This window comes from Halorubrum sp. Boch-26, assembly GCF_029889805.1.
Lineage (GTDB): Archaea > Halobacteriota > Halobacteria > Halobacteriales > Haloferacaceae > Halorubrum.
Genome location: NZ_JARANT010000023.1, coordinates 14,224 through 31,809, shown reverse-complemented (window position 1 = coordinate 31,809; position 17,586 = coordinate 14,224). Strand labels below are relative to the sequence as shown.

Here is a 17,586-nt window from a genome sequence, read left to right as displayed (position 1 = left end):
ATGAGACAACCCCCTACCCGCCCCACAACCACACCACCCCCACCACGAAGCACGAACGGGGCTCCCTTCGGTCGCCCGCTGCGCTCGCGACTCCCTCGCACGCGCTCCTCGGGCCGCCTTCGGCGGCCGCTCGGAGGCGCGCGCCACCGCGATCGGTTCATAAATGATATCCGCACACTCAGTTTTTAAGCGACTGAGCGCCGACATCACCCTATGAACGAACTCGCGGACCTGACCGAGGAGCTGGTCGCGATCCCCTCCCACGAGGACGAGACCGCCGCCGGCGACGCGATCGAGGAGTGGCTCCGCGCGGAGACCGACGCGCGGGTCGAGCGCGACGAGGTCGGCAACGTGATCGCTTATAAAGGCTCGACCGACGACCCCGACGCCGACACCCTCGCCTTTGTCGGCCACCACGACGTGGTCCCGCCGGCCGAGCGCCAGACGGCCGGCGACGGCGACGCGGGCGAGTACGTCGTCGAGCGCCGCGACGGCCGGATCTACGGCCGCGGTGCGGCCGACATGAAAGGGGCGGTGGCGGCCTGCCTGCTCGCGTTCCGAGACGCCGAGCCGCCGGCGGACCGCGAGCTGGCGGTCGCCTCGTTCGTCGGCGAGGAGGTCGGCGGGACCGGCGCACGACACGCGATCGAGGCGGGGTTCGCCCCCGACCGCGCGGTCGTCGCCGAGGGGTCGACGGACTACTCGAAGCCGGGCGTGACGGACGTCGTCGTCGCGCACAAGGGCCGACGGGCGTCGACGCTCGTCGCGCGCGGGACCGCGGCGCACGCCTCCGAGCCCGAGCGCGGGGAGAACGCGATCTACCGCGCCAGCGACGCGATCGACGTCGTCCGCGAGCTCGACGCCCCGGAAGCGACCGTGTTCGGCGAGTCCGTCACGGGGTCGCTCGCGGTCACGATCGTCGAGGGCGGCGAGACGTGGAACGTGATCCCGGAGCGCTGCGAGGTGACGATCGACGAGCGGACGGTGCCGGGCGACCGCACGGACCTCGCTCGCGCCGTCGAGGCGGTCGACGGCGTCGAGTGGGAGATCGAACAGGACCTCCCGCCGATGGCCTGCGGCGACGACGCGTTCGCGGCGGCGACACTCGCGGTCGCCCGCGGAGTCCACGACGACTTGGGTCTCGACGCGCCGGAACACGTCGTCAAGCCGCACGCGACCGACGCGGGCTGGCTCGCCGAGGCCGGCGCCGACTGCCTCGTCTGCGGGGCGTCCGAGCCGGGCGAGGCGCACACCGACACCGAAAGCGTCGGGATAGACGTCCTCAACCGCTGTTACCGAATCTATACGGGCGTCGCCGAGCGGTCGTTCTGACCCGAACCGGAGCAGTGCGTCGCGGGGTGACGGGCCCCGCGGCCGACCCGCCGACCCCGGCCGTTCGACGCCCCGAGCGGCGCGGTATGGAAGGGGTTTTATGCGCCCCGCGGAAACTGTGGGCTACTATGGGAGACAAATCGAAGGCTCAAAAGAAGCGTCTGGCGAAGGCGGAACGCCAGAACACCCGCGTCCCCGCGTGGGTCATGATGAAGACGGACATGAACGTGACGCGAAACCCCAAGCGGCGCAACTGGCGCCGGAACGATCTGGACGAATAAATGAGCACCAGCGACTTCGAGGAGCGCGTCGTCACCGTCCCGCTCCGCGACGCCAACGACAAGCCGGTACAGGAGCGCGCAGACTTCGCGATGAAGATCGTCCGCGAACACCTCGCGCAGCACTTCTCCGTCGACGAGGCGGACGTCGTCATCGACACCTCGGTCAACGAGGCGGTCTGGGCGAACGGGCGCGAGAACCCGCCGAGCAAGATCCGCGTCCGCGCGGCTCGGTTCGTCGAGGACGGCGAGCCCGTCGTCGAAGCCGAGTACGCCGAGTAACGTGTTACGGGCGACCTTCACCGGCTCGTCGTACGTGGGCGTGTTCGCTCGCGCGATCGACGACCTCCTGTTGGTCCGACCGGACGTCGACGAGGAGCTCGCCGAGTCGCTCGGCGAGGAGCTGGGAGCCGAGCCCCTCCTCACGACGGTCGGCGGCGCCAACACCGTCGGTTCCCTCGCGACGGGCAACGAGAACGGAATTCTCGTCTCCGCGCGGGCGACCCAGCGGGAGCAGACGCGGATAGCCGAGGCCGCCGACCGCGAGGTGGGCGAGCTCCCCGGCGAGATCAACGCGGCCGGCAACGTCGTCCTCGCGAACGACTACGGCGCATACGTCCACCCGGACCTCCCGCGCGAGTCGATCGTGACGATCAGAGAGACGCTCGGCGTCCCCGTGACCCGCGGCGATCTCGGCGATGTCCGCACCGTCGGCACCGCCGCGGTCGCCAACGACACGGGCGTGCTCTGTCACCCCAAGTCGACCGAGTCGGAGCTGCAGGCGGTCGAGGAGGCGCTCGATGTCCACGCCGACCTCGGCACTGTCAACTACGGCGCCCCGCTCGTTGGCTCCGGGCTCGTCGCCACCGACGAGGGGTACGTCGTCGGTGAAGACACCACCGGGCCCGAGCTCGGTCGGATCGAAGAGACGCTCGGGTTCATCGACTGACCCCGAGTTCGTCGCGACTCACAAGTTCAATCGACTCTCCGGTTCCCGTTTCTCTCGCTCTCCTGTGAACCGACGGCGGGTCGGAGGCGGTACTCCCACTGTCGAGTGCGTCACCGCTCGCGCTCCCGATGTCGAGTGCGTCACCGCTCGCGCTCCCGATGTCGTTCCGACAATACTCCCCGAATTCGGCCCGAGCCTCCCGAACAGAGCGGATCGGGCTACCGCGCCGGTTCCTCGCCTTTTAGGAAGATACTTCCCTGTCCCTGCCGGATCGGTGAACATGAGTACCTACACGGTGAGTGGACGGTTCCAGAGCCGAGACGACTTCCAGCCGTTCACGAAGGAGGTCGAGGCCGAGAACGAGGACCTCGCCCGCGAACGCATCTACACGACGGTCGGGAGCCAGCACAATCGGAAGCGCACCCAGATCGAGATAGAGGAGGTGTCCGCGGCATGATGGGCGGCGGACAACAGCAGCTCCAGCAGCTCTCCCAAGAGCTGCAGGCGCTCGACGAGGAGATCGAAGCGCTCGAATCGGAGATTGCCGACTACCGCGAGGAGCAGTCCGACATCGACGACGCGGTCGAGGCCATCGAGACCCTCGATTCGGGCTCGACGGTGCAGGTCCCGCTCGGCGGCGGCGCCTACGTCCGCGCCGAGGTCCACGACATCGACGAGATCATCGTCTCGCTCGGCGGTAACTACTCCGCCGAGCAGAGCGAGGGCGACGCCATCGACGTGCTCCGGCGCAAGCAGGAGGCGCTCGACGACCGAATCGAGGAGACGCAAGAGGAAGTCGACGAGCTCGAGTCTGAGAGTCAGGAGCTCGAACAGCAGGCCCAGCAGATGCAACAGCAGATGCAGCAGCAGCAGATGCAGCAGATGGGGCAGGGCCAGGGCGACGAGGAGTAAGGTAGACCGTGTTCGACGGACTGAAGGACAAGCTCTCGGGGTTCCGAGAGGACGTCGAGGAGAGCACTGACGTCGAGGAGCCCGCCGAGGGAGACGAGCCGGCTGTCGAGGAGATGCCCGAGAGCGACGCCGCAGCGGCCGAATCCGAGGCGGACACCGCCGCCCGAGACGACCGGGAGGCCGACGCCGGCGACCGAGAGGACTCCGACGACGAACCAAGCACCTTCCGGCGCGCGAAGGCGTTCGCGACCGGCCGGATCATCATCGAGGAGGACGACTTAGAGGAGCCGCTGTGGAACCTCGAGATGGCCCTTTTGGAGAGCGACGTGGAGATGAGCGTCGCCGAACAGATCCTCGACACCGTCCGCGAGAAGATGCTCGGCGAGTCGCGTAAGCAGGTCGAGACGACCGGCGAGCTGGTCGAATCGGCGCTTCACGACGCCTTGCTCGACGTGATCGCCGTCGGCCAGTTCGACTTCGAAGAGCGGATCGCCGAGGCCGACAAGCCCGTCACCATCGTCTTCACCGGCGTCAACGGCGTCGGGAAGACGACGAGCATCGCGAAGCTCTCCGAGTGGCTCGCCGACCGCGGCTACTCGTCGGTGCTGGCGAACGGCGACACCTACCGGGCTGGCGCGAACGAGCAGATCGCGGAGCACGCCGACCGGCTCGGCCGGGAGCTGATATCTCACGATCAGGGCGGCGACCCTGCGGCCGTCATCTACGACGGCGTCGAGTACGCGGCGGCCAACGACGTCGACGTCGTGCTCGGCGACACCGCGGGTCGGCTCCACACCAGCGACGACCTGATGGCGCAACTGGAGAAGATCGACCGCGTCGTCGACCCGGACATGACGCTGTTCGTCGACGAGGCGGTCGCGGGACAGGACGCCGTCACCCGCGCGAAGGAGTTTGACGACGCCGCGGCGATCGACGGCGCCGTTCTGACGAAGGCCGACGCCGACTCCTCCGGCGGGGCCGCGATCTCGGTAGCGTACGTCACCGGGAAGCCGATCCTCTTTCTGGGGACCGGGCAGGGGTACGACGACCTCACGCTGTTCGAGCCCGAAGCGCTCGTCGAAAGCCTGCTCGACGGGAACTGAGGCGAGCGGCGGGTCCCCCCGACTCGCTTCCGTCTCCCCCGGCGTCTCCGACTACCCCTCGCCGACCATCCGGTCTTCCTCGTCCCACTCCCGCTCGCGCAGCTCGTATTTCTGGATCTTCCCAGTCGCCGTCGTCGGGAGTTCGGCGACGAACTCGACTTCGCCCGGCGTCTTGTAGTCGGCGACGCGCTCGCGAACGAACGTCTTGATCTCCTCGGGGGTCGCGCCCGGGTCGTCGGGGTCGCCGCTCTCCGGGACGACGAACGCCTTCGGGGTCTCGCCCCAGCGCTCGTCGGGCGCGGGGATGACGGCCACGTCGGAGACGACCTCGTGCTCGAAGAGGGTGTCCTCCAACTCGATCGAGGAGATGTTCTCCCCGCCGGAGATGATGATGTCCTTCTTGCGGTCTTGGATCGAGACGAAGCCGTCCTCGTCGACGACGGCCAGATCGCCCATGTGGTAGTACCCCTCCAGCCGTTCCGAGAACGCCTCCTCGGTGGCTTCGGGCTTGTTCCAGTAGCGGTCCATCACCTGGTTGCCCCGGACGACGATCTCGCCGATCGTCTCGCCGTCGGCGGCCACGTCCTCGCCGTTCTCGTCGACGACGCGCACGTCGGTACCGAGGTAGCCGATCCCCTGCGTCTTCTTGACCGCGAACCGGTCGTCGGAGTCGGCGTCGAAGTGCCGCTTCGCGTCCGAGGTGGTCACGAGCGGTCCCGTCTCGGTCGCGCCGTACACGTGTTTGAGGTCCCAACCGAACTCCTCTTCGACAGTGCGGATCGTCGCCTCCGGCGGCGCCGCGCCCGCGGTGGCGGCCCGCACGTCGTTGTCTCCGGTCGTCGCGCCGCCGTGCTCGGCGTAGTGGTCGCCGAGCATGTTGAGCACGGTCGGCGCCGCACAGAAGTACGACACGTCCTCGGTGCGGATCCGATCGAACGTCTCGGCGACGTCGACGCCGCGGGTGCAGACGTGTCGGGCGCCCATCCCGGTGATCGCGTAGATGTGGCCCCAGCCGTTGACGTGGAACATCGGGAGCGTCCAGAGGTAGACGTCGTCGTCGCTGATCTCCTGATGGATCGTAATGAGATACGCGTGGAGCGTCTCCGCGCGGTGCGTCCGACAGACGCCCTTCGGGTCGCCGGTCGTCCCCGAAGTGTAGTTGATCGTGATCACGTCGTCCTCGTCCATCTCCGGGCGCTCGTAGGCGTCGGGGTCGGCGTCCGAGAGCGCTTCGTCGAACGACTCCCAGTCGCCGTCGACGGCGTCGACGTCGTTCGTGAGGAACGTCTCCGTCGGCACCTCGTCGCGCACCGCCTCGATCCGGTCCGCGTACTCGGCGTCGGCGTAGATCGCGTCGACGCCGGCGTCGGAGAGCATGTACGAGAAGTCGTCGGGAGTGAGCCGATAGTTCAGCGGCGCGTGGACCGCGCCGACCTGCATCGTACCGTACGCCGCTTCGAGGTGGTAGTGCGTGTTGGGGTCTAACACCGCGACGCGGTCGCCTTTCTCGATCCCGCGGGCCTGGAGTGCGGCCGAGAACCGATCCGCGCGCTCGCCGAGTTCGGCGTAGGTGTACCGCGTCTCGTCGGTCGCGAGAACGGCCTCCTCGTCGGCGTAGTGCCGGCGTGCCCGGTCCAGAAAGTCGGTCGTCAGTAGCGGTTTTCGCATCAATTTATCACTATTTTTGATTGATAAAAGCGTTTGCGACCGGTGCAAGGGAGGCCCCCTTACAGCGCTCCCCGCCGACGCGGCCCTCCCGGTCCCGTTCGTCGTCGTCGCGGTCCTCGCGATGCGGGTCCGACGGCGACGCGCCGCGGCGAACTGAGTCGGTCGCGTCGACGACGGTTTTGTTCGGGAAACCCGCCGCCGTCGGTATATAAACCGTACGTGGTCGAATCGCACACGGGCGACGGGATCAGAACCCTTAACAGTCGCACGGGGTTTTGCTATGATAGCGGGATGGGATAGCCAGGAGATTCCGCCGGGCTCATAACCCGGAGATCGGTAGTTCAAATCTACCTCCCGCTACTTCTGGCCGACCGCCACACACCGAGTGACGGCTTCGTCTCCCCCCTCGCCTGCTCCGTTTTGCCACGCCGCTCTCGAACCCGGAAGCGATTTCCGTCGCCCCGGCGTTCCGTCAGGTATGGACTACGAATCGAGCCTCGACCGCGCGATGGAGGAGGTACCGGACCTCGGCGGCTCCGACGAGCGGCTGTCGGTGCCCGACCCGGAGACGCAGAAGGACGGCGCGTTCACCCGACTGACGAACCTCTCGGCGATCGCCGACGCGCTGAGCCGCGACCCCGAGCACGTCCACTCGAAGATCCAACAGGAGCTCGGGACCGCCGGCCAGTACGAATCGGGCCGCGCCCGTTACAGCGGTAACTTCCGCGAACGCGACTTCCAAGCCGCGATCGACTCGTACATCGAGTCGTACGTCACCTGCTCGGAGTGCGGCCTTCCGGACACCCGTCTGGAGACCGAGAACCGCACGCCGATGCTCCGGTGTGAGGCCTGTGGCGCCTTCCGGCCGGTCGCGAAGCAGAACACCTCGAACACGCAGCGCCAGGAGGAGGCCATCGAGTCGGGCAAGACGTACGAGCTCGAGATCGTCGGCACCGGCCGCAAGGGCGACGGCGTCGCCGAGCGCGGCGAGTACACAGTCTTCGTCCCCGGTGCACAGGAGGGCGAGACCGTCAAGGCGTACATCAAGAACGTCTCCGGAAACCTCGCGTTCGCCCGCCGCGAGAACTGATCGGACCGATACGCCCGTCTTCTCCGCCGTAGCCGTTCCGCTACCCGACCGTTTATGCGCCCGTTCGCGGATCGCGATCCATGGCGACACGACTCCCCACCGCCGCGTTCGACGACCGACTCGCGGCGGTCCGCAACCGGCTCGCGGCGACCGACGCCGACGCCGCGACGTGGTTCGGCGCGACCGCGATCGAGTACCTCACCGGCTTCCACCACATCCAGACCGAGCGCCCGGTCGTCCTCGCGGTGACGGCGGACCGAGTCGAGATCACGGTCCCGCGGCTGGAGGTCGAGCGCGTCGAGCCGAATCCCCGGATCGACGCGGTGCACCACTACTTCGACTACCCCGGCGGCGACCCGATCCGCGTCGCCGTCGGGATGCTCGACGGGCTCGACGCCGACCGGGCCGCGACCGACGCCGACGGCGCCCCGGGCGTGATGGGGTACGAGGGCCCCGCGCTCTCGGAGTTCGTCGACGTCGAGGCGCAGTCGTGGGTCGACCGCATGCGCTGGGAGAAGTCCGACGCCGAGGTCGACCTGATCCGCGAGTCGGCCAAGTGGGCGAATCTCGGCCACCGGTACCTCGCCGACTTCACCGAGCCCGGCGCGCACCCGGCGACGGTCTCCCAGCGCGCCTCGACGGAGGCCTCGCGAGCGATGCTCGATACGCTCGGCGACAGGTACAGCGTCCGGGTGCGCGGCGACGGTCCCGTCCACGCCGGCTACATCTCCGGTCGCGAGACCGCGCTCCCGCACGGCCACACCCCCAACGAGCGGCTCGCCGAGGGCGACGTCCTCGTCACGGGCGCCACCGCGAACGTCGACGGCTACCGCTCCGAGCTGGAGCGGACGATGTTCGTCGGCGACTACTCCGACGAGCAGGAGCACTACTTCGAACTCATGCTGGAGGCGCAGACCCTCGCGATCGACGCGCTCGGGCCGGGCGTCCCGGTCGCCGAGGTCGACGAGGTCGTCTGGGAGTACTTCGAAGAGCAGGGCGTGGCCGACCTCGCGCGGCATCACGTCGGCCACAACATCGGGCTCGGCGCCCACGAGCCGCCGTACATCGACCGCGGCTGGGGCGAGCGCTACGACGGCGACGACGCCGTGATGGCGCCCGGGCAGGTGTACACGATAGAGCCCGGGCTCTACACCGACGAGTACGGGTACCGCCACTCGGACACCGTCGCGATCACCGAATCGGGGACCGACGTTCTCACGCACTTCCCGCGCGACATCGACGCGAACGTCGTGTAGACGGTCGCGTGTGCCCGTTGCGTGGCCCGACCCAAGGCGGTCAGTCGCCGTCGGATCGCCGCTCGAACCGATCGAGCGCGAGGCCGAGCATGTCCGGGCTCACGGGTTGGAACTCCTCGCGTTCGTGGGCGGGGAGGTACTCGCGGACGCTGTTCCACGACTCGCGGGCGTACCGGGCGTCGAGCAGGACGCGCACACCGCGCTCGTCCGGCCCGCGGATGACTCGGCCGACCGCCTGCCGGGCCTTCCGCACGGCCGGCACCGTGAGCGCCGTCTCGAAGCCGGACTCGAACCGGCGGTCGTAGGCGGTGATGACCGCCCGCGTCCGGGGGCGCGCCGTGTTGATGATCGGGACGCCACAGACCACCGCGGCCGAGAGACGGTCCCCGCGGTAGTCGACGCCCTCGGTGAGCGTACCGCGGAGGCTCGTCACGAGCACTTTCCCCTCGCCGGCGAAGAAGTCGTCTTTCAGCGACTCCGTGGCGCGGTCGCCGGAGGACTCGTCGAGCAGAACGGGCTTGTCCAGCCGCTCCGAGAGCGACTCGGCCATCCACGTCGCCTCCGCGTAGCTCGGCGTCCCGACGAGCACGTTCCCCTCGCGGCCCGCGACCGCCGCCGCGGCGTCGAGGTGCGCGAGCCGCGTGTCGTTCGACTCACCGGGCGCACCGCGGTTCTGGTGGGTGAACTTCGGCGCGTCGACGGCGAAACTCGCGCGGTTCTCCTCGGGGAACGAGAGGCCGTACGTCCGCTCGACGACCGGTCGGCCCCTCGCTTCGAGGTGATCGAGCCCGGCCACCTCGCGGAACACGTCCATCGGCTCCAGCGTCGCGCTCATGAGCACGCCGCCGCCGAACTCGGCGAGTCGATCGCCGATCGGTTCGCTCGGCAGGCAGTTGTACAGCGCGAGGCTCGCGTTGTACGCGCGCCGCCACGAGTCCGGCGGCGCCGTCTCGTCCCAAGTCCGCTCCAGGTCGATCGCGCGGAAAAAGTCCTCGTGGCCCTCGCGGTACCAGGCGTTGAGCGTGCGCCCGACGCCGGGGGCGGCTCGTTTCTTGTCTTCCTCCTCCAGCGAGTCGAGCACGCGCTTGACGACCGCGCCGACCTGCCGGGCGCGGGCCCAGACGCGGTCGCCGTACCCCTCTTCGCTCGCCCACGTCGTGATATCGTCTTCGGCGGGCTCCTCGGGGTCGCGGAGCGGTATCTCGTCGTCGTCGAGCGCTCGCATCGAGGCGCGCCAGTCGGGGCGCTCGCGGTCCAGTCGCTCCGTCACGCGGCGGTCGAGCTCGCCGCGGAGGTCGGCGTAGAACTCGCGGACGGACTCGATCTCCTCGACGGTCACCTCCGCGTCTTCCAACTCACCGCGCACGAGCTCCGCGTCGTCCGACTCGGCGCCGGCGGTCTCGAAGGAGAGCGGCTGGACGACGCGGGTGAGCTCGTTCTCGGCGTCGCGGAGGCTGGCGTCGGCGACCGCGTCGCTCACGAGGTCGCGCACGCGGGGTTCGAGCATATGCGCCTCGTCGCAGACGACGAACGTCGCGTCGTCCAGCAGCGCGCCCGTGAACGTGCCGGTCGTCACCGGATCGAATGCGTGGTAGTAGTTGCCGATCACGACCTCGACCTCGGGGACGAGCGCGCCCATGATCGAGTGCGGACAGGAGCCGTGGCCCGCGGCCAACCGGACGAGCTCCGTCGGCCCGACGTGGCCGAGCTCCGCCACGTCGAACGGAACCGCCTCTGCGGGGTCGCCGTCCTCGGGGAGGTCGTCGAGGAAGCCGGCGTAGAACGGGCAGAACTCGGTCCCCTCGTACTCCTCGGTATCCGGTCGGTAGGGGGTGGGCTCGCCGTCGACGCTGAGGTAGTCGGCGGCGCCGGAGTCCTCACCGACGGTCGCGCTCCGGGCGCTCCCTCCCGAGCCAGAGTCCATCAGCCCCACCTGCTGGCTCCGCGCCTCGCTCACGAGGTTCGACGTCGTGGTCGCGCCGCCGTCGCCGACGAGGTTCCGGGTGCGCTCGCGGAGCCCCTCGCAGCGCTCGTACACGTTCTCGCGGTCGATCCCGCCGCGATTCTCGCGGGCGTACGGGCAGACGTCCGCCTTGCCGACGAGGGTGAGCCCGGAGATCGGGTCGTACCCGTCAGGGAGGCCCTCGTTGATCGTCTCCAAGTCCGTCTCGAACTGGCGCAGCTGCTGTTTGACGCTCGTGAGGACGAACACGCGCTCGAAGTCGGAGTCGGGGTCGCGGACGCAGTCGAGCCCGGCGGTGAGCGCGAGCATCGTCTTCCCGGTCCCGCACGCGCCCTCCAAGGCGAGGAAGCCGTCGTCCTCGGCGGCGTCGATCGCGGCGTCGATCCCGTCGGCCTGCTCGGGGTACGGCTCCTCGTGGCCGAATATGTCGGCCCACGGCGGAGGGTTGGTCACTGTGGCGACGTAGCTCCCGATCGGAGTTAAACCTTGAGAGAGCGGCCGGCCGCGGCGCTACACCGACGGCCGGCGGTCGTCGGCAGCCTATCGCGACGACCCTACCCGACGATGTCGTGCAGGTCCGAGAGGCGGTCGATCTCCCAGGTCGGCCAGACGTTCAGTTCCCAGTCGCGGCGGTGGGGGCGGCGGATGAACGCGGAGTCGATGCCGGCGTTCTCGGCCGCGCGCACGTCGGACTCGTTGTCGCCGACGAACAGGGCGTTACCGGCGTCGAGATCGCCGAGCGCCTGCTCGATGTAGTGCGGGTTCGGCTTGCGGAGCTGGAGCGAGTGGATCGTGGGCTCGCGGCCGTACGCGGCGCCGAAGCGTTCGAACCCGTCGAAGTGGTTCACGAGGAAATCGACGGTCGCCTGCTGGTTCGATGAGACGATCCCCATCTCTACGTCGAGGCTCTGAAGCTCGCCGAGGTCGTCGTACGGGGTCTTCCGCCCCGCGCGGGCCTCCTGCTGTTGAGCCTTCGAGACCACGTCGTCGCGGGTCCGCCAGAACGACCCCGGATCGAGGTCGTACGTCTGGCAGACGGTCCCCACGCTGCCGGGGGTCGCACCGATGGTCATGCGCTCTACGTCGTCCGGATCGGGCTCCTCGACGCCGCACTCCTCGAACGCGTTCCGAGTCGCATCCCGGAGCACGTCGAAGCGCGTGCGGCCCACGAGGACACCGTCGTTGTCGAACACGACGGTATCGTACGTCATACAGTCTGGAGTCGCTCAGCCCTTAAAAGGGTTTCACCACCGCCACGACGCGGCCGCCGTCTCTTTTATATACGTCCGTCCCTCGTCCCGCGGTATGCGTGTCAGCGTCATCGGCGGCAGTACGGTTCCGCCAGAGACGGCGGCGGCCGCAGAGGAGCTGGGAGAACGGCTCGCGAACCGCGGCCACGCGGTCGTCTGCGGCGGACTCGGCGGCGTGATGGAGGCGGTCTGCCGAGGTGCGCGGGGAGCCGGCGGGGAGACGATCGGCATCCTCCCGACGGACCGGCGGGCGGACGCGAACCCGCACGTCACGGTCCCGATCGCGACCGGTATGGGTCACGCCCGCAACGCGCTGGTGGTGCTCAACGGTGACGCCGCGATCGCGGTCGACGGCTCGCACGGTACGCTCTCCGAGATCGGGATGGCGCTCGCGCACGGCCGAGCGGTAGCCGGGCTCGACACCCACGACGTGGGCGGGGTGGAGGCGGTGGAAAGCCCCGTCGAAGCGGTCGACTACGTGGAGCGGGCGGTCGACGGGGAATAAGGGAGATTACGAGCGGAGCGCCTGAGGGCTCGCCCCCGGGCGGTTCACCAGGTGTCGTGGAACGTGTCGAACTCGATCGAGTCGAGGGGTTTCTCGCCGATAGCCGCCTCGTACTCGCCGGGGGTCAACATGGGTTTGTGGAACCGCGGCCCGTCGTCGGTCGTGATGCGGGGACAGCCGGTGTTGACGAACGCGTCCATGTCGAAGTTTCGGAGGCGGTCCGGCGTCACCTCGTCCATCGTGATCAGGTAGGCGTTCTCGTTGTTCTCGACGATCTCTTGAGCTTTCTCCCACCGTCCCTGCCCGATCTTCGTACAGAAGATGACGCCCCACTTCTCGGCGCCCATCGCCTTGTGGACCGAGGCGTAGCGCTGCTTGAGGAACTGGTCGTGCTCGGCGACCGAGACCGCGTTGTTGACGGGGTCGGCGATGACCACGCGCTTGTCGGGGTGCTCCATCGCGAGCCCCACCGGGTGGAACTTCCCGCCGCCGACGTACAGCACTTGGTCGGCGTCGATGTCCGCGGAGGCGTAGTTGCAGCCGAGCACCTGCCCCTCCTTCGTGAGTCTGTCGTCGCCGCGACGGGTGTGGACCTCGTAGCCGCGCTCCTCTAACCAGTCGGTCATCTCCTCGAACCGGTTCATGTGCTGGGCCGTGGTGACGAGTCCGACGTCGGCGTTCTCCTCGGGGTCGTCGAGCTCCTCGTCCAGCGCGTCCTCCATGATCGGGAAGGGGTCGACGTTCGAGAAGAGGGGGACGTAGACGATGCTGTCGGACTCCTTCATCGGCGTGTGACCGAAGTGAACGAACACGTCGGTCCGTCGCATCAGGTACGTGTCGAGGTCGCAGGCGCCGTAGCAGGGTTGGCCGGACAGCATGAAGGTAACGTCGTCGGGAGCCACCTCGCGGAGGTCGTCCGCGACTTTCGGGCCGCGGCGCTTGAGCCCCTCGGGGAACTGGAGGCCGACCGTGGAGGCGTCGCGTTCTTCGATGGCCTCGACGATTCGGTCGAGCTCGTAGTCCCACTCGCGGTCGTGTTTCAGGGCCATTCCCGTCTTGGTGAGGTCGCCCTCCGTGGAGCCGCTCATGCACCCGCGTAACGCGGGGGGACGGTTAAACGGCGCGCTCGACGGGTATTCTCGTGATCGTTCGGGATCGAGCGGGGGTCGAACGCGACCGCGGGCGCAGTGGGCGACCGCCGACTCGCTGCCGCGGCCGACGGATACAACCCCGGAGCCGACGAACCGGGGAGACATGCCCGAGATTCCGCTCGACCACGTCCACGTCGCCCCCGACGACGACCCCGAGAACGCGCCCGCGGTCTTCGTCCTCCACGGCCGCGGCGCCGACGAAGAGGACCTGCTGCCCGTCGCGCGGCACCTTCCGGACGACCTCCACGTGGTCAGCCTCCGAGCGCCCGACCCGCTGCAGGGCGGGTACACCTGGTACGAGCTCGACCTTTCGGCCGGCGGCATCGAATCGAGCCAGCCGGACGCCGCGGACTTCCGCCGTAGCCTCGATCTGGTCGCCGAGAGCGTCGGGGCCGCCGTCGAGTCGTACGCCTTGGACCCCGACCGGATCGGACTGCTCGGCTTCAGTCAGGGCGCGATCACCGGTCTCTCGCTCCTCTTGGAGGAGCCGGACCGGTACGCGTGGGTGGTCGCGCTCCACGGCTACCTCGCGGACGCGCACTCGGATCTCGCGCGCGACGGGATCGAGGGCAAACCCGTCTTCGTCGGCGCCGGGGCCGGCGACCGCGTGATCCCGGAGTCGCGCTCGACCGCCGCCGCCGACCGCCTCGAGGCGATCGGCGTCGACGTCACCCGGGGCAGCTACTCGGGCGGCCACGGGATCGGACAGGAGGAGCTGACGGACGTCGTCGCCTTCGTCGAGTCGCAGGTGACGTGAGGCCGCTCCGTGACGATTCCTCTCGCGACCGGCTCATTCGTGACCGCTCGCGCGGTACCCCCGGCTCCGGCAGGTTGAAACCCCTCCGCGCCAATATCTCGGTATGAGCGTCGAACAGGCCTCCATCGAGGACCTCGGTCGCGAGCTCGGCGAGCAGATCGCCCGAACCCCCGAGTACGAGCGCTTCGAAGAGGCGCGAGAGGCGGTACAGCGGGACGAGGAGGTCCAAGCGAAGATCGACGAGTTCGAACAGCTGCGCGCGGAGTTCATGCAGGCCCGCGAGACGGGACAGGCGACGAACTCCGGGCTCCAGAAGGTGCAAGCGGCACAGGACGACCTCCACTCGATGCCTGTCATGCGCGAGTTCCTCGACGCGCAGGACGCGCTGAACGACACCCTCGAAGCGGTCAACGAGGCCATCTCGGAACCCCTCGCGGTCGACTTCGGCGGCGAGGCCGGCGGCTGCTGTCAGGACTGAGACAGTTGCCCGCGGGTGTCCCGACCGCCCGCCTTCGTCCCGTTCTTTTTCACACATAGCGACACACCCCGGCCTGTGATCGCAGTCGCCGGCGGCAAGGGCGGGAGCGGGAAGACGACCACGACCCTCGGGCTCGCGCGGGCGTTGTCGCGACGAGGCGCGCCGGCGGTCGCGGCCGACGCCGACTGGGACCTCCCGAACCTCGCCCGGTTAGCGTCTGAGACGGTCGAAAGTAACCGAACCGGCTCCGGCTCGACCGACGAGCGAGCAGCCATGACAGTCGTTGACGCGGTCCGCGACCGCGACACGGCCTCGACGGGCCGCTCGGCTCCCGCGGTGCTCGCCGCGCCGGACGACCCCGGGACCGTCGATCCCGGCCCGACGTTCGAGGCTCTCCGGAGCGCGCTCCCCGACGACGCGCCGACGCTTCTCGACTGTCCGGCGGGCGCGTCACCGGACGCGGCGGCGCCGCTCCACGCGGCCGATCGCTCGCTTATCGTGACGCCGCTCCGGCGGTCGGCCCTGCGCGACGCCGCCAAAACGGCCGCGATGGCGCGCCGGCTGGACTGCCCGCCGCTGGGCGTCGTCGCCGTCCGCGCGTCGTCCGTCCCGGACCCGGTCGCCGACCTGCTCGGCTGTCCGGTGGTGGGACGAGTTCCGTCTCGACCGCCGGCGCCGCTCTCGGATCCGGCAGTCCGGTCGGCGTACGACGACCTCGCGCGGCGGCTCGCCCGCGAGTACGGGACGGAGCGATGGCGGGTCGCGTGACCGTCGACCCCGCCGCTCGCTCGCCGTTCGACGGGCACCGACAGAGCCAAACCTCCGGAGCCGGCAGCGATGGTATGGAATCGCTCCCGACGGGAATCTCTGTGCTGGACAGGGAGTTCGACGGGGGTATCCCGAGCGGTAGCATCGTCGCGCTGAAGGCCGACCCCGCGAGCCAGTCCGAGCTCATCCTGAATCGCTTCTCGCGTGTCCGGGAGTGTCGATACCTGACGACGGTGCGCTCGGTCGACGCCGTGGAGGAGGGTCTCGCGCTCGGCGCCGCGGCCGACGAGACGGTCGTCCGAGACGCGAGGGGCGACGACCCGTTCGCGGTAGCGCTGGATGCGGCCGCAGATCTCCCCGACTGCGGGACGGTCATCGTCGACTCCGTCGGACCGCTGGAGGCCGGCGGTCGCGAAGAGTACGGCGCATTTCTCGACGACCTCCGCCGGCGCGTCGACGAGGCCGGCGGACTCGCGGTGCTCCACGCGCTTAAGGGGGCGTCAGCGGAGCGAAACCGAGTGGTCACCGAGCAGGTCGCGGACGTCGTCTTCGACCTCCGCACCACGGTGACCGGGACCGAGATCGCGAACCGGCTCATCGTCCCCAAGTTCCGCGGCGGCGCGGCGTTAGAGGAGCCGCTCAAGCTGAAGCTCACCGACTCGGTCTCGGTCGACACGAGCCGGGACATCGCGTAACGGCCGGCCTCTCGAATTTCGCGTTTACAGCACTGCGGACACGAGGACCACGATCACGCCGACGACTGCCGCCGCGACCGCCCAGTTTCGCGGATCGTCGCGGGGCCCGTACGGGCCGCCCTTCCGCGAGAAGAGGTAGACGGCGTACACCGCGATCGGAGCGAGCGTCGGTAGTGTCGCCACATCGACGACGTTGGCGACGCCGGACAGCAGCGCGATCGCGATCGTCGTCGCGCCGGCGCTCGCGGCGACGACGATGTCGTCGCGCGCACGTTCGATCTCCATCGCTCAGTCGACCTCCGCGTCTCTCTCCGTCGTCCAGTCGACGTCCATGTCTCTGGGTGGGTCGACCGTCGTTCAAAAGGGATCGGTTCGTCGCCGGTCGCGACGCCGCGGGTCGAGCGTTACTCCTCGTCGATCTCGTCGACGATCTCGTCGGCGTCGATATCGACGTCTTCGAGGGCGTCCTCGATATCGCCGGCGCCGGCGCCGCCCATGCCGCCCATCATGCCGCCGAGACCGCCCATGCCGCCGCCCTCGATGACCTCCTCGACCACGACGCGGTCGAGGTCGAGCCGGCCCATGAGGTCCTGCGCGATCTGCTGTTTCTGGAACATCCACTGCTGATTCATCTGCATCGCCTGCGTCGCCGTCACGTAGAGGACGTCCTTCTCGACTTCCTCGGTCTCGACGACCTCCTCGCCGTCGTCGTCCTCGGTGACCGTCTCCTCCTCCTCGGTGACGGACTCGATTCGGACCTCGGGCGCCTCCTGGAGGTACATCCCGAGCATGCCGGCGGCCTGCTGCTCGCGGTCGTCGATGAGTTCGAGGATCTCGTACTCGTACTCGAGGTCCTCACCGGCTAAGGGGTGGTTGAAGTCGACGCGGGCGCGGCCGCCGATGATCGTCTCGAGGTAGCCCTGCTGATTGTCGATCTGGACCTGTGCACCGGGGTAGCGGCTGTCCTCGGGGATCTTGTCGGCCTTGACCGTCTCGACCTCGTCGGGGTCGTACGCGCCGAAGGCGTCCTCTGCGGGCACGTCGACGACGCCCTCGTCGCCGACCTCCGCGCCGATAAACGCCTCGTCGACGGCCGGGAACACGTGACCGGCGCCGAGTGCGATGACGCGCGGCTCGAACTCGTGTTCCTCGGTGTCGATCTCGGCCTCTTCGGCCGTCTTCTCGTCGGTGGTGTCGATGACTCGGCCGTCGTCGGCCGTTCGGATCGTGTACGCGACCCGCACGAAGTCGCCGTCCGCAAGCCCGGCGCTCTCGGTCTCGGCTTCGGTCTCGGCCTCGTCGGCGTCCTCGGCCGCGTCCGCTTGCTCCTGATCGCTCATACCCTGAACGTCACCTGTTACACCCTTAAGGCGCACGGTTCGACGCGGCGACGGTCGAGTCACGTCCCGCGGCGCTTAAGAACGCGCCCGG

At 69.0% G+C, this 17,586-nt stretch carries 20 protein-coding genes and 1 tRNA gene; 15 read left to right on the top strand and 6 right to left on the bottom strand.

The genetic code is table 11. The features are described 5' to 3' along the window. Positions 1-213 precede the first annotated feature (213 nt). From OQF71_RS05350 to ftsY, 7 genes are all read left to right on the top strand, one after another. Positions 214-1,332 carry a M20/M25/M40 family metallo-hydrolase gene (locus tag OQF71_RS05350; protein ID WP_280586315.1) on the top strand — a complete coding sequence of 373 codons (1,119 nt, stop codon included), beginning with the start codon at positions 214-216 and terminating at the stop codon, positions 1,330-1,332. A 128-nt stretch (positions 1,333-1,460) separates the two neighbouring features. Next, positions 1,461-1,613 carry a 50S ribosomal protein L39e gene (locus OQF71_RS05345; protein WP_004050128.1) on the top strand — a complete coding sequence of 51 codons (153 nt, stop codon included), beginning with the start codon at positions 1,461-1,463 and terminating at the stop codon, positions 1,611-1,613. Beyond that, a complete protein-coding gene (locus tag OQF71_RS05340; RefSeq protein ID WP_280586307.1) occupies positions 1,614-1,892 on the top strand; it encodes a 50S ribosomal protein L31e in 279 nt (92 codons plus the stop codon). It begins immediately after the preceding gene. Position 1,893: 1 nt separating this feature from the next. Next, positions 1,894-2,559 (top strand): translation initiation factor IF-6, encoded by a 666-nt coding sequence (locus OQF71_RS05335; RefSeq protein ID WP_280586306.1) that lies wholly within the window; start codon positions 1,894-1,896, stop codon positions 2,557-2,559. A gap of 280 nt (positions 2,560-2,839) precedes the next feature. Next, positions 2,840-3,016: a 50S ribosomal protein L18Ae gene (gene rpl18a / locus OQF71_RS05330; protein ID WP_280586305.1), complete on the top strand. Its 177-nt coding sequence runs from the start codon at positions 2,840-2,842 to the stop codon at positions 3,014-3,016. Next, the gene (gene pfdA, locus OQF71_RS05325) at positions 3,016-3,471 is read left to right on the top strand and encodes a prefoldin subunit alpha (RefSeq protein ID WP_280586317.1); all 456 of its coding nucleotides are present in this window, start codon (positions 3,016-3,018) and stop codon (positions 3,469-3,471) included. The genes rpl18a and pfdA overlap by 1 nt, the downstream gene beginning before the upstream one ends. Before the next feature lie 8 nt (positions 3,472-3,479). Further along, entirely contained in the window at positions 3,480-4,574 is a 1,095-nt protein-coding gene (ftsY, locus tag OQF71_RS05320; protein WP_280586304.1) for a signal recognition particle-docking protein FtsY, read from the top strand. A 51-nt stretch (positions 4,575-4,625) separates the two neighbouring features. Here the strand turns inward: ftsY and OQF71_RS05315 are convergent, their stop codons facing one another. Continuing rightward, positions 4,626-6,242, bottom strand: a complete 1,617-nt coding sequence (locus OQF71_RS05315; RefSeq protein WP_280586302.1) for a long-chain-fatty-acid--CoA ligase — start codon at positions 6,240-6,242, stop codon at positions 4,626-4,628. Between the two features lie 285 nt (positions 6,243-6,527). Between OQF71_RS05315 and OQF71_RS05310 the strand changes: the two genes are divergently transcribed. From OQF71_RS05310 to OQF71_RS05300, 3 genes are all read left to right on the top strand, one after another. Beyond that, positions 6,528-6,602: transfer RNA gene (locus OQF71_RS05310), tRNA-Met, on the top strand. Between the two features lie 118 nt (positions 6,603-6,720). Next, a complete protein-coding gene (locus tag OQF71_RS05305) occupies positions 6,721-7,332 on the top strand; it encodes a translation initiation factor IF-2 subunit beta (RefSeq protein WP_280586301.1) in 612 nt (203 codons plus the stop codon). An 80-nt stretch (positions 7,333-7,412) separates the two neighbouring features. Continuing rightward, entirely contained in the window at positions 7,413-8,588 is a 1,176-nt protein-coding gene (locus OQF71_RS05300) for a M24 family peptidase (RefSeq protein WP_280586300.1), read from the top strand. Positions 8,589-8,628: 40 nt separating this feature from the next. Here OQF71_RS05300 and OQF71_RS05295 read toward each other — a convergent pair whose 3' ends face one another. Beyond that, positions 8,629-11,004, bottom strand: a complete 2,376-nt coding sequence (locus OQF71_RS05295; protein ID WP_280586298.1) for an ATP-dependent DNA helicase — start codon at positions 11,002-11,004, stop codon at positions 8,629-8,631. Between the two features lie 101 nt (positions 11,005-11,105). Continuing rightward, positions 11,106-11,762, bottom strand: a complete 657-nt coding sequence (locus OQF71_RS05290) for an HAD family hydrolase (RefSeq protein ID WP_280586294.1) — start codon at positions 11,760-11,762, stop codon at positions 11,106-11,108. A gap of 94 nt (positions 11,763-11,856) precedes the next feature. Here OQF71_RS05290 and OQF71_RS05285 point away from each other — a divergent pair, with 94 nt between their 5' ends. Beyond that, positions 11,857-12,306 carry a TIGR00725 family protein gene (locus OQF71_RS05285; protein WP_280586289.1) on the top strand — a complete coding sequence of 150 codons (450 nt, stop codon included), beginning with the start codon at positions 11,857-11,859 and terminating at the stop codon, positions 12,304-12,306. Positions 12,307-12,350: 44 nt separating this feature from the next. Here the strand turns inward: OQF71_RS05285 and dph2 are convergent, their stop codons facing one another. After that, positions 12,351-13,394 carry a diphthamide biosynthesis enzyme Dph2 gene (dph2, locus tag OQF71_RS05280; RefSeq protein ID WP_280586287.1) on the bottom strand — a complete coding sequence of 348 codons (1,044 nt, stop codon included), beginning with the start codon at positions 13,392-13,394 and terminating at the stop codon, positions 12,351-12,353. A gap of 166 nt (positions 13,395-13,560) precedes the next feature. Between dph2 and OQF71_RS05275 the strand changes: the two genes are divergently transcribed. The 4 genes from OQF71_RS05275 to OQF71_RS05260 all read left to right on the top strand — a co-directional run bounded on the left by OQF71_RS05275 (position 13,561) and on the right by OQF71_RS05260 (position 16,155). Continuing rightward, positions 13,561-14,214, top strand: coding sequence for a dienelactone hydrolase family protein (locus OQF71_RS05275; RefSeq protein WP_280586286.1), 654 nt, complete (start codon positions 13,561-13,563; stop codon positions 14,212-14,214). Positions 14,215-14,317: 103 nt separating this feature from the next. Further along, the gene (locus tag OQF71_RS05270) at positions 14,318-14,692 is read left to right on the top strand and encodes a YlbF family regulator (RefSeq protein WP_280586285.1); all 375 of its coding nucleotides are present in this window, start codon (positions 14,318-14,320) and stop codon (positions 14,690-14,692) included. Between the two features lie 75 nt (positions 14,693-14,767). Then, complete coding sequence (locus OQF71_RS05265; protein WP_280586284.1) at positions 14,768-15,460, top strand: P-loop NTPase; 693 nt, start codon at positions 14,768-14,770, stop codon at positions 15,458-15,460. A gap of 74 nt (positions 15,461-15,534) precedes the next feature. Further along, entirely contained in the window at positions 15,535-16,155 is a 621-nt protein-coding gene (locus OQF71_RS05260; RefSeq protein WP_280586283.1) for a transcriptional regulator, read from the top strand. Positions 16,156-16,179: 24 nt separating this feature from the next. Here the strand turns inward: OQF71_RS05260 and OQF71_RS05255 are convergent, their stop codons facing one another. Next, positions 16,180-16,440 carry a hypothetical protein gene (locus OQF71_RS05255; RefSeq protein WP_280586280.1) on the bottom strand — a complete coding sequence of 87 codons (261 nt, stop codon included), beginning with the start codon at positions 16,438-16,440 and terminating at the stop codon, positions 16,180-16,182. Between the two features lie 119 nt (positions 16,441-16,559). Next, on the bottom strand, positions 16,560-17,495 hold the full coding sequence (locus tag OQF71_RS05250) for a peptidylprolyl isomerase (RefSeq protein WP_280586278.1): 936 nt from the start codon (positions 17,493-17,495) through the stop codon (positions 16,560-16,562). Positions 17,496-17,586 lie beyond the last annotated feature (91 nt).

Coding starts and splice junctions, on each gene's coding strand:
- OQF71_RS05340 (WP_280586307.1), top strand. CDS start 1,614: ATGAGCACCAGCGACTTCGAGGAGCGCGTCGTCACCGTCCCGCTCCGC.
- OQF71_RS05255 (WP_280586280.1), bottom strand. CDS start 16,440: ATGGAGATCGAACGTGCGCGCGACGACATCGTCGTCGCCGCGAGCGCC.
- OQF71_RS05300 (WP_280586300.1), top strand. CDS start 7,413: ATGGCGACACGACTCCCCACCGCCGCGTTCGACGACCGACTCGCGGCG.
- OQF71_RS05270 (WP_280586285.1), top strand. CDS start 14,318: ATGAGCGTCGAACAGGCCTCCATCGAGGACCTCGGTCGCGAGCTCGGC.
- OQF71_RS05305 (WP_280586301.1), top strand. CDS start 6,721: ATGGACTACGAATCGAGCCTCGACCGCGCGATGGAGGAGGTACCGGAC.
- OQF71_RS05285 (WP_280586289.1), top strand. CDS start 11,857: ATGCGTGTCAGCGTCATCGGCGGCAGTACGGTTCCGCCAGAGACGGCG.
- OQF71_RS05250 (WP_280586278.1), bottom strand. CDS start 17,495: ATGAGCGATCAGGAGCAAGCGGACGCGGCCGAGGACGCCGACGAGGCC.
- OQF71_RS05350 (WP_280586315.1), top strand. CDS start 214: ATGAACGAACTCGCGGACCTGACCGAGGAGCTGGTCGCGATCCCCTCC.
- OQF71_RS05260 (WP_280586283.1), top strand. CDS start 15,535: ATGGAATCGCTCCCGACGGGAATCTCTGTGCTGGACAGGGAGTTCGAC.
- OQF71_RS05345 (WP_004050128.1), top strand. CDS start 1,461: ATGGGAGACAAATCGAAGGCTCAAAAGAAGCGTCTGGCGAAGGCGGAA.
- OQF71_RS05290 (WP_280586294.1), bottom strand. CDS start 11,762: ATGACGTACGATACCGTCGTGTTCGACAACGACGGTGTCCTCGTGGGC.
- pfdA (WP_280586317.1), top strand. CDS start 3,016: ATGGGCGGCGGACAACAGCAGCTCCAGCAGCTCTCCCAAGAGCTGCAG.
- dph2 (WP_280586287.1), bottom strand. CDS start 13,394: ATGAGCGGCTCCACGGAGGGCGACCTCACCAAGACGGGAATGGCCCTG.
- rpl18a (WP_280586305.1), top strand. CDS start 2,840: ATGAGTACCTACACGGTGAGTGGACGGTTCCAGAGCCGAGACGACTTC.
- OQF71_RS05275 (WP_280586286.1), top strand. CDS start 13,561: ATGCCCGAGATTCCGCTCGACCACGTCCACGTCGCCCCCGACGACGAC.
- OQF71_RS05315 (WP_280586302.1), bottom strand. CDS start 6,242: ATGCGAAAACCGCTACTGACGACCGACTTTCTGGACCGGGCACGCCGG.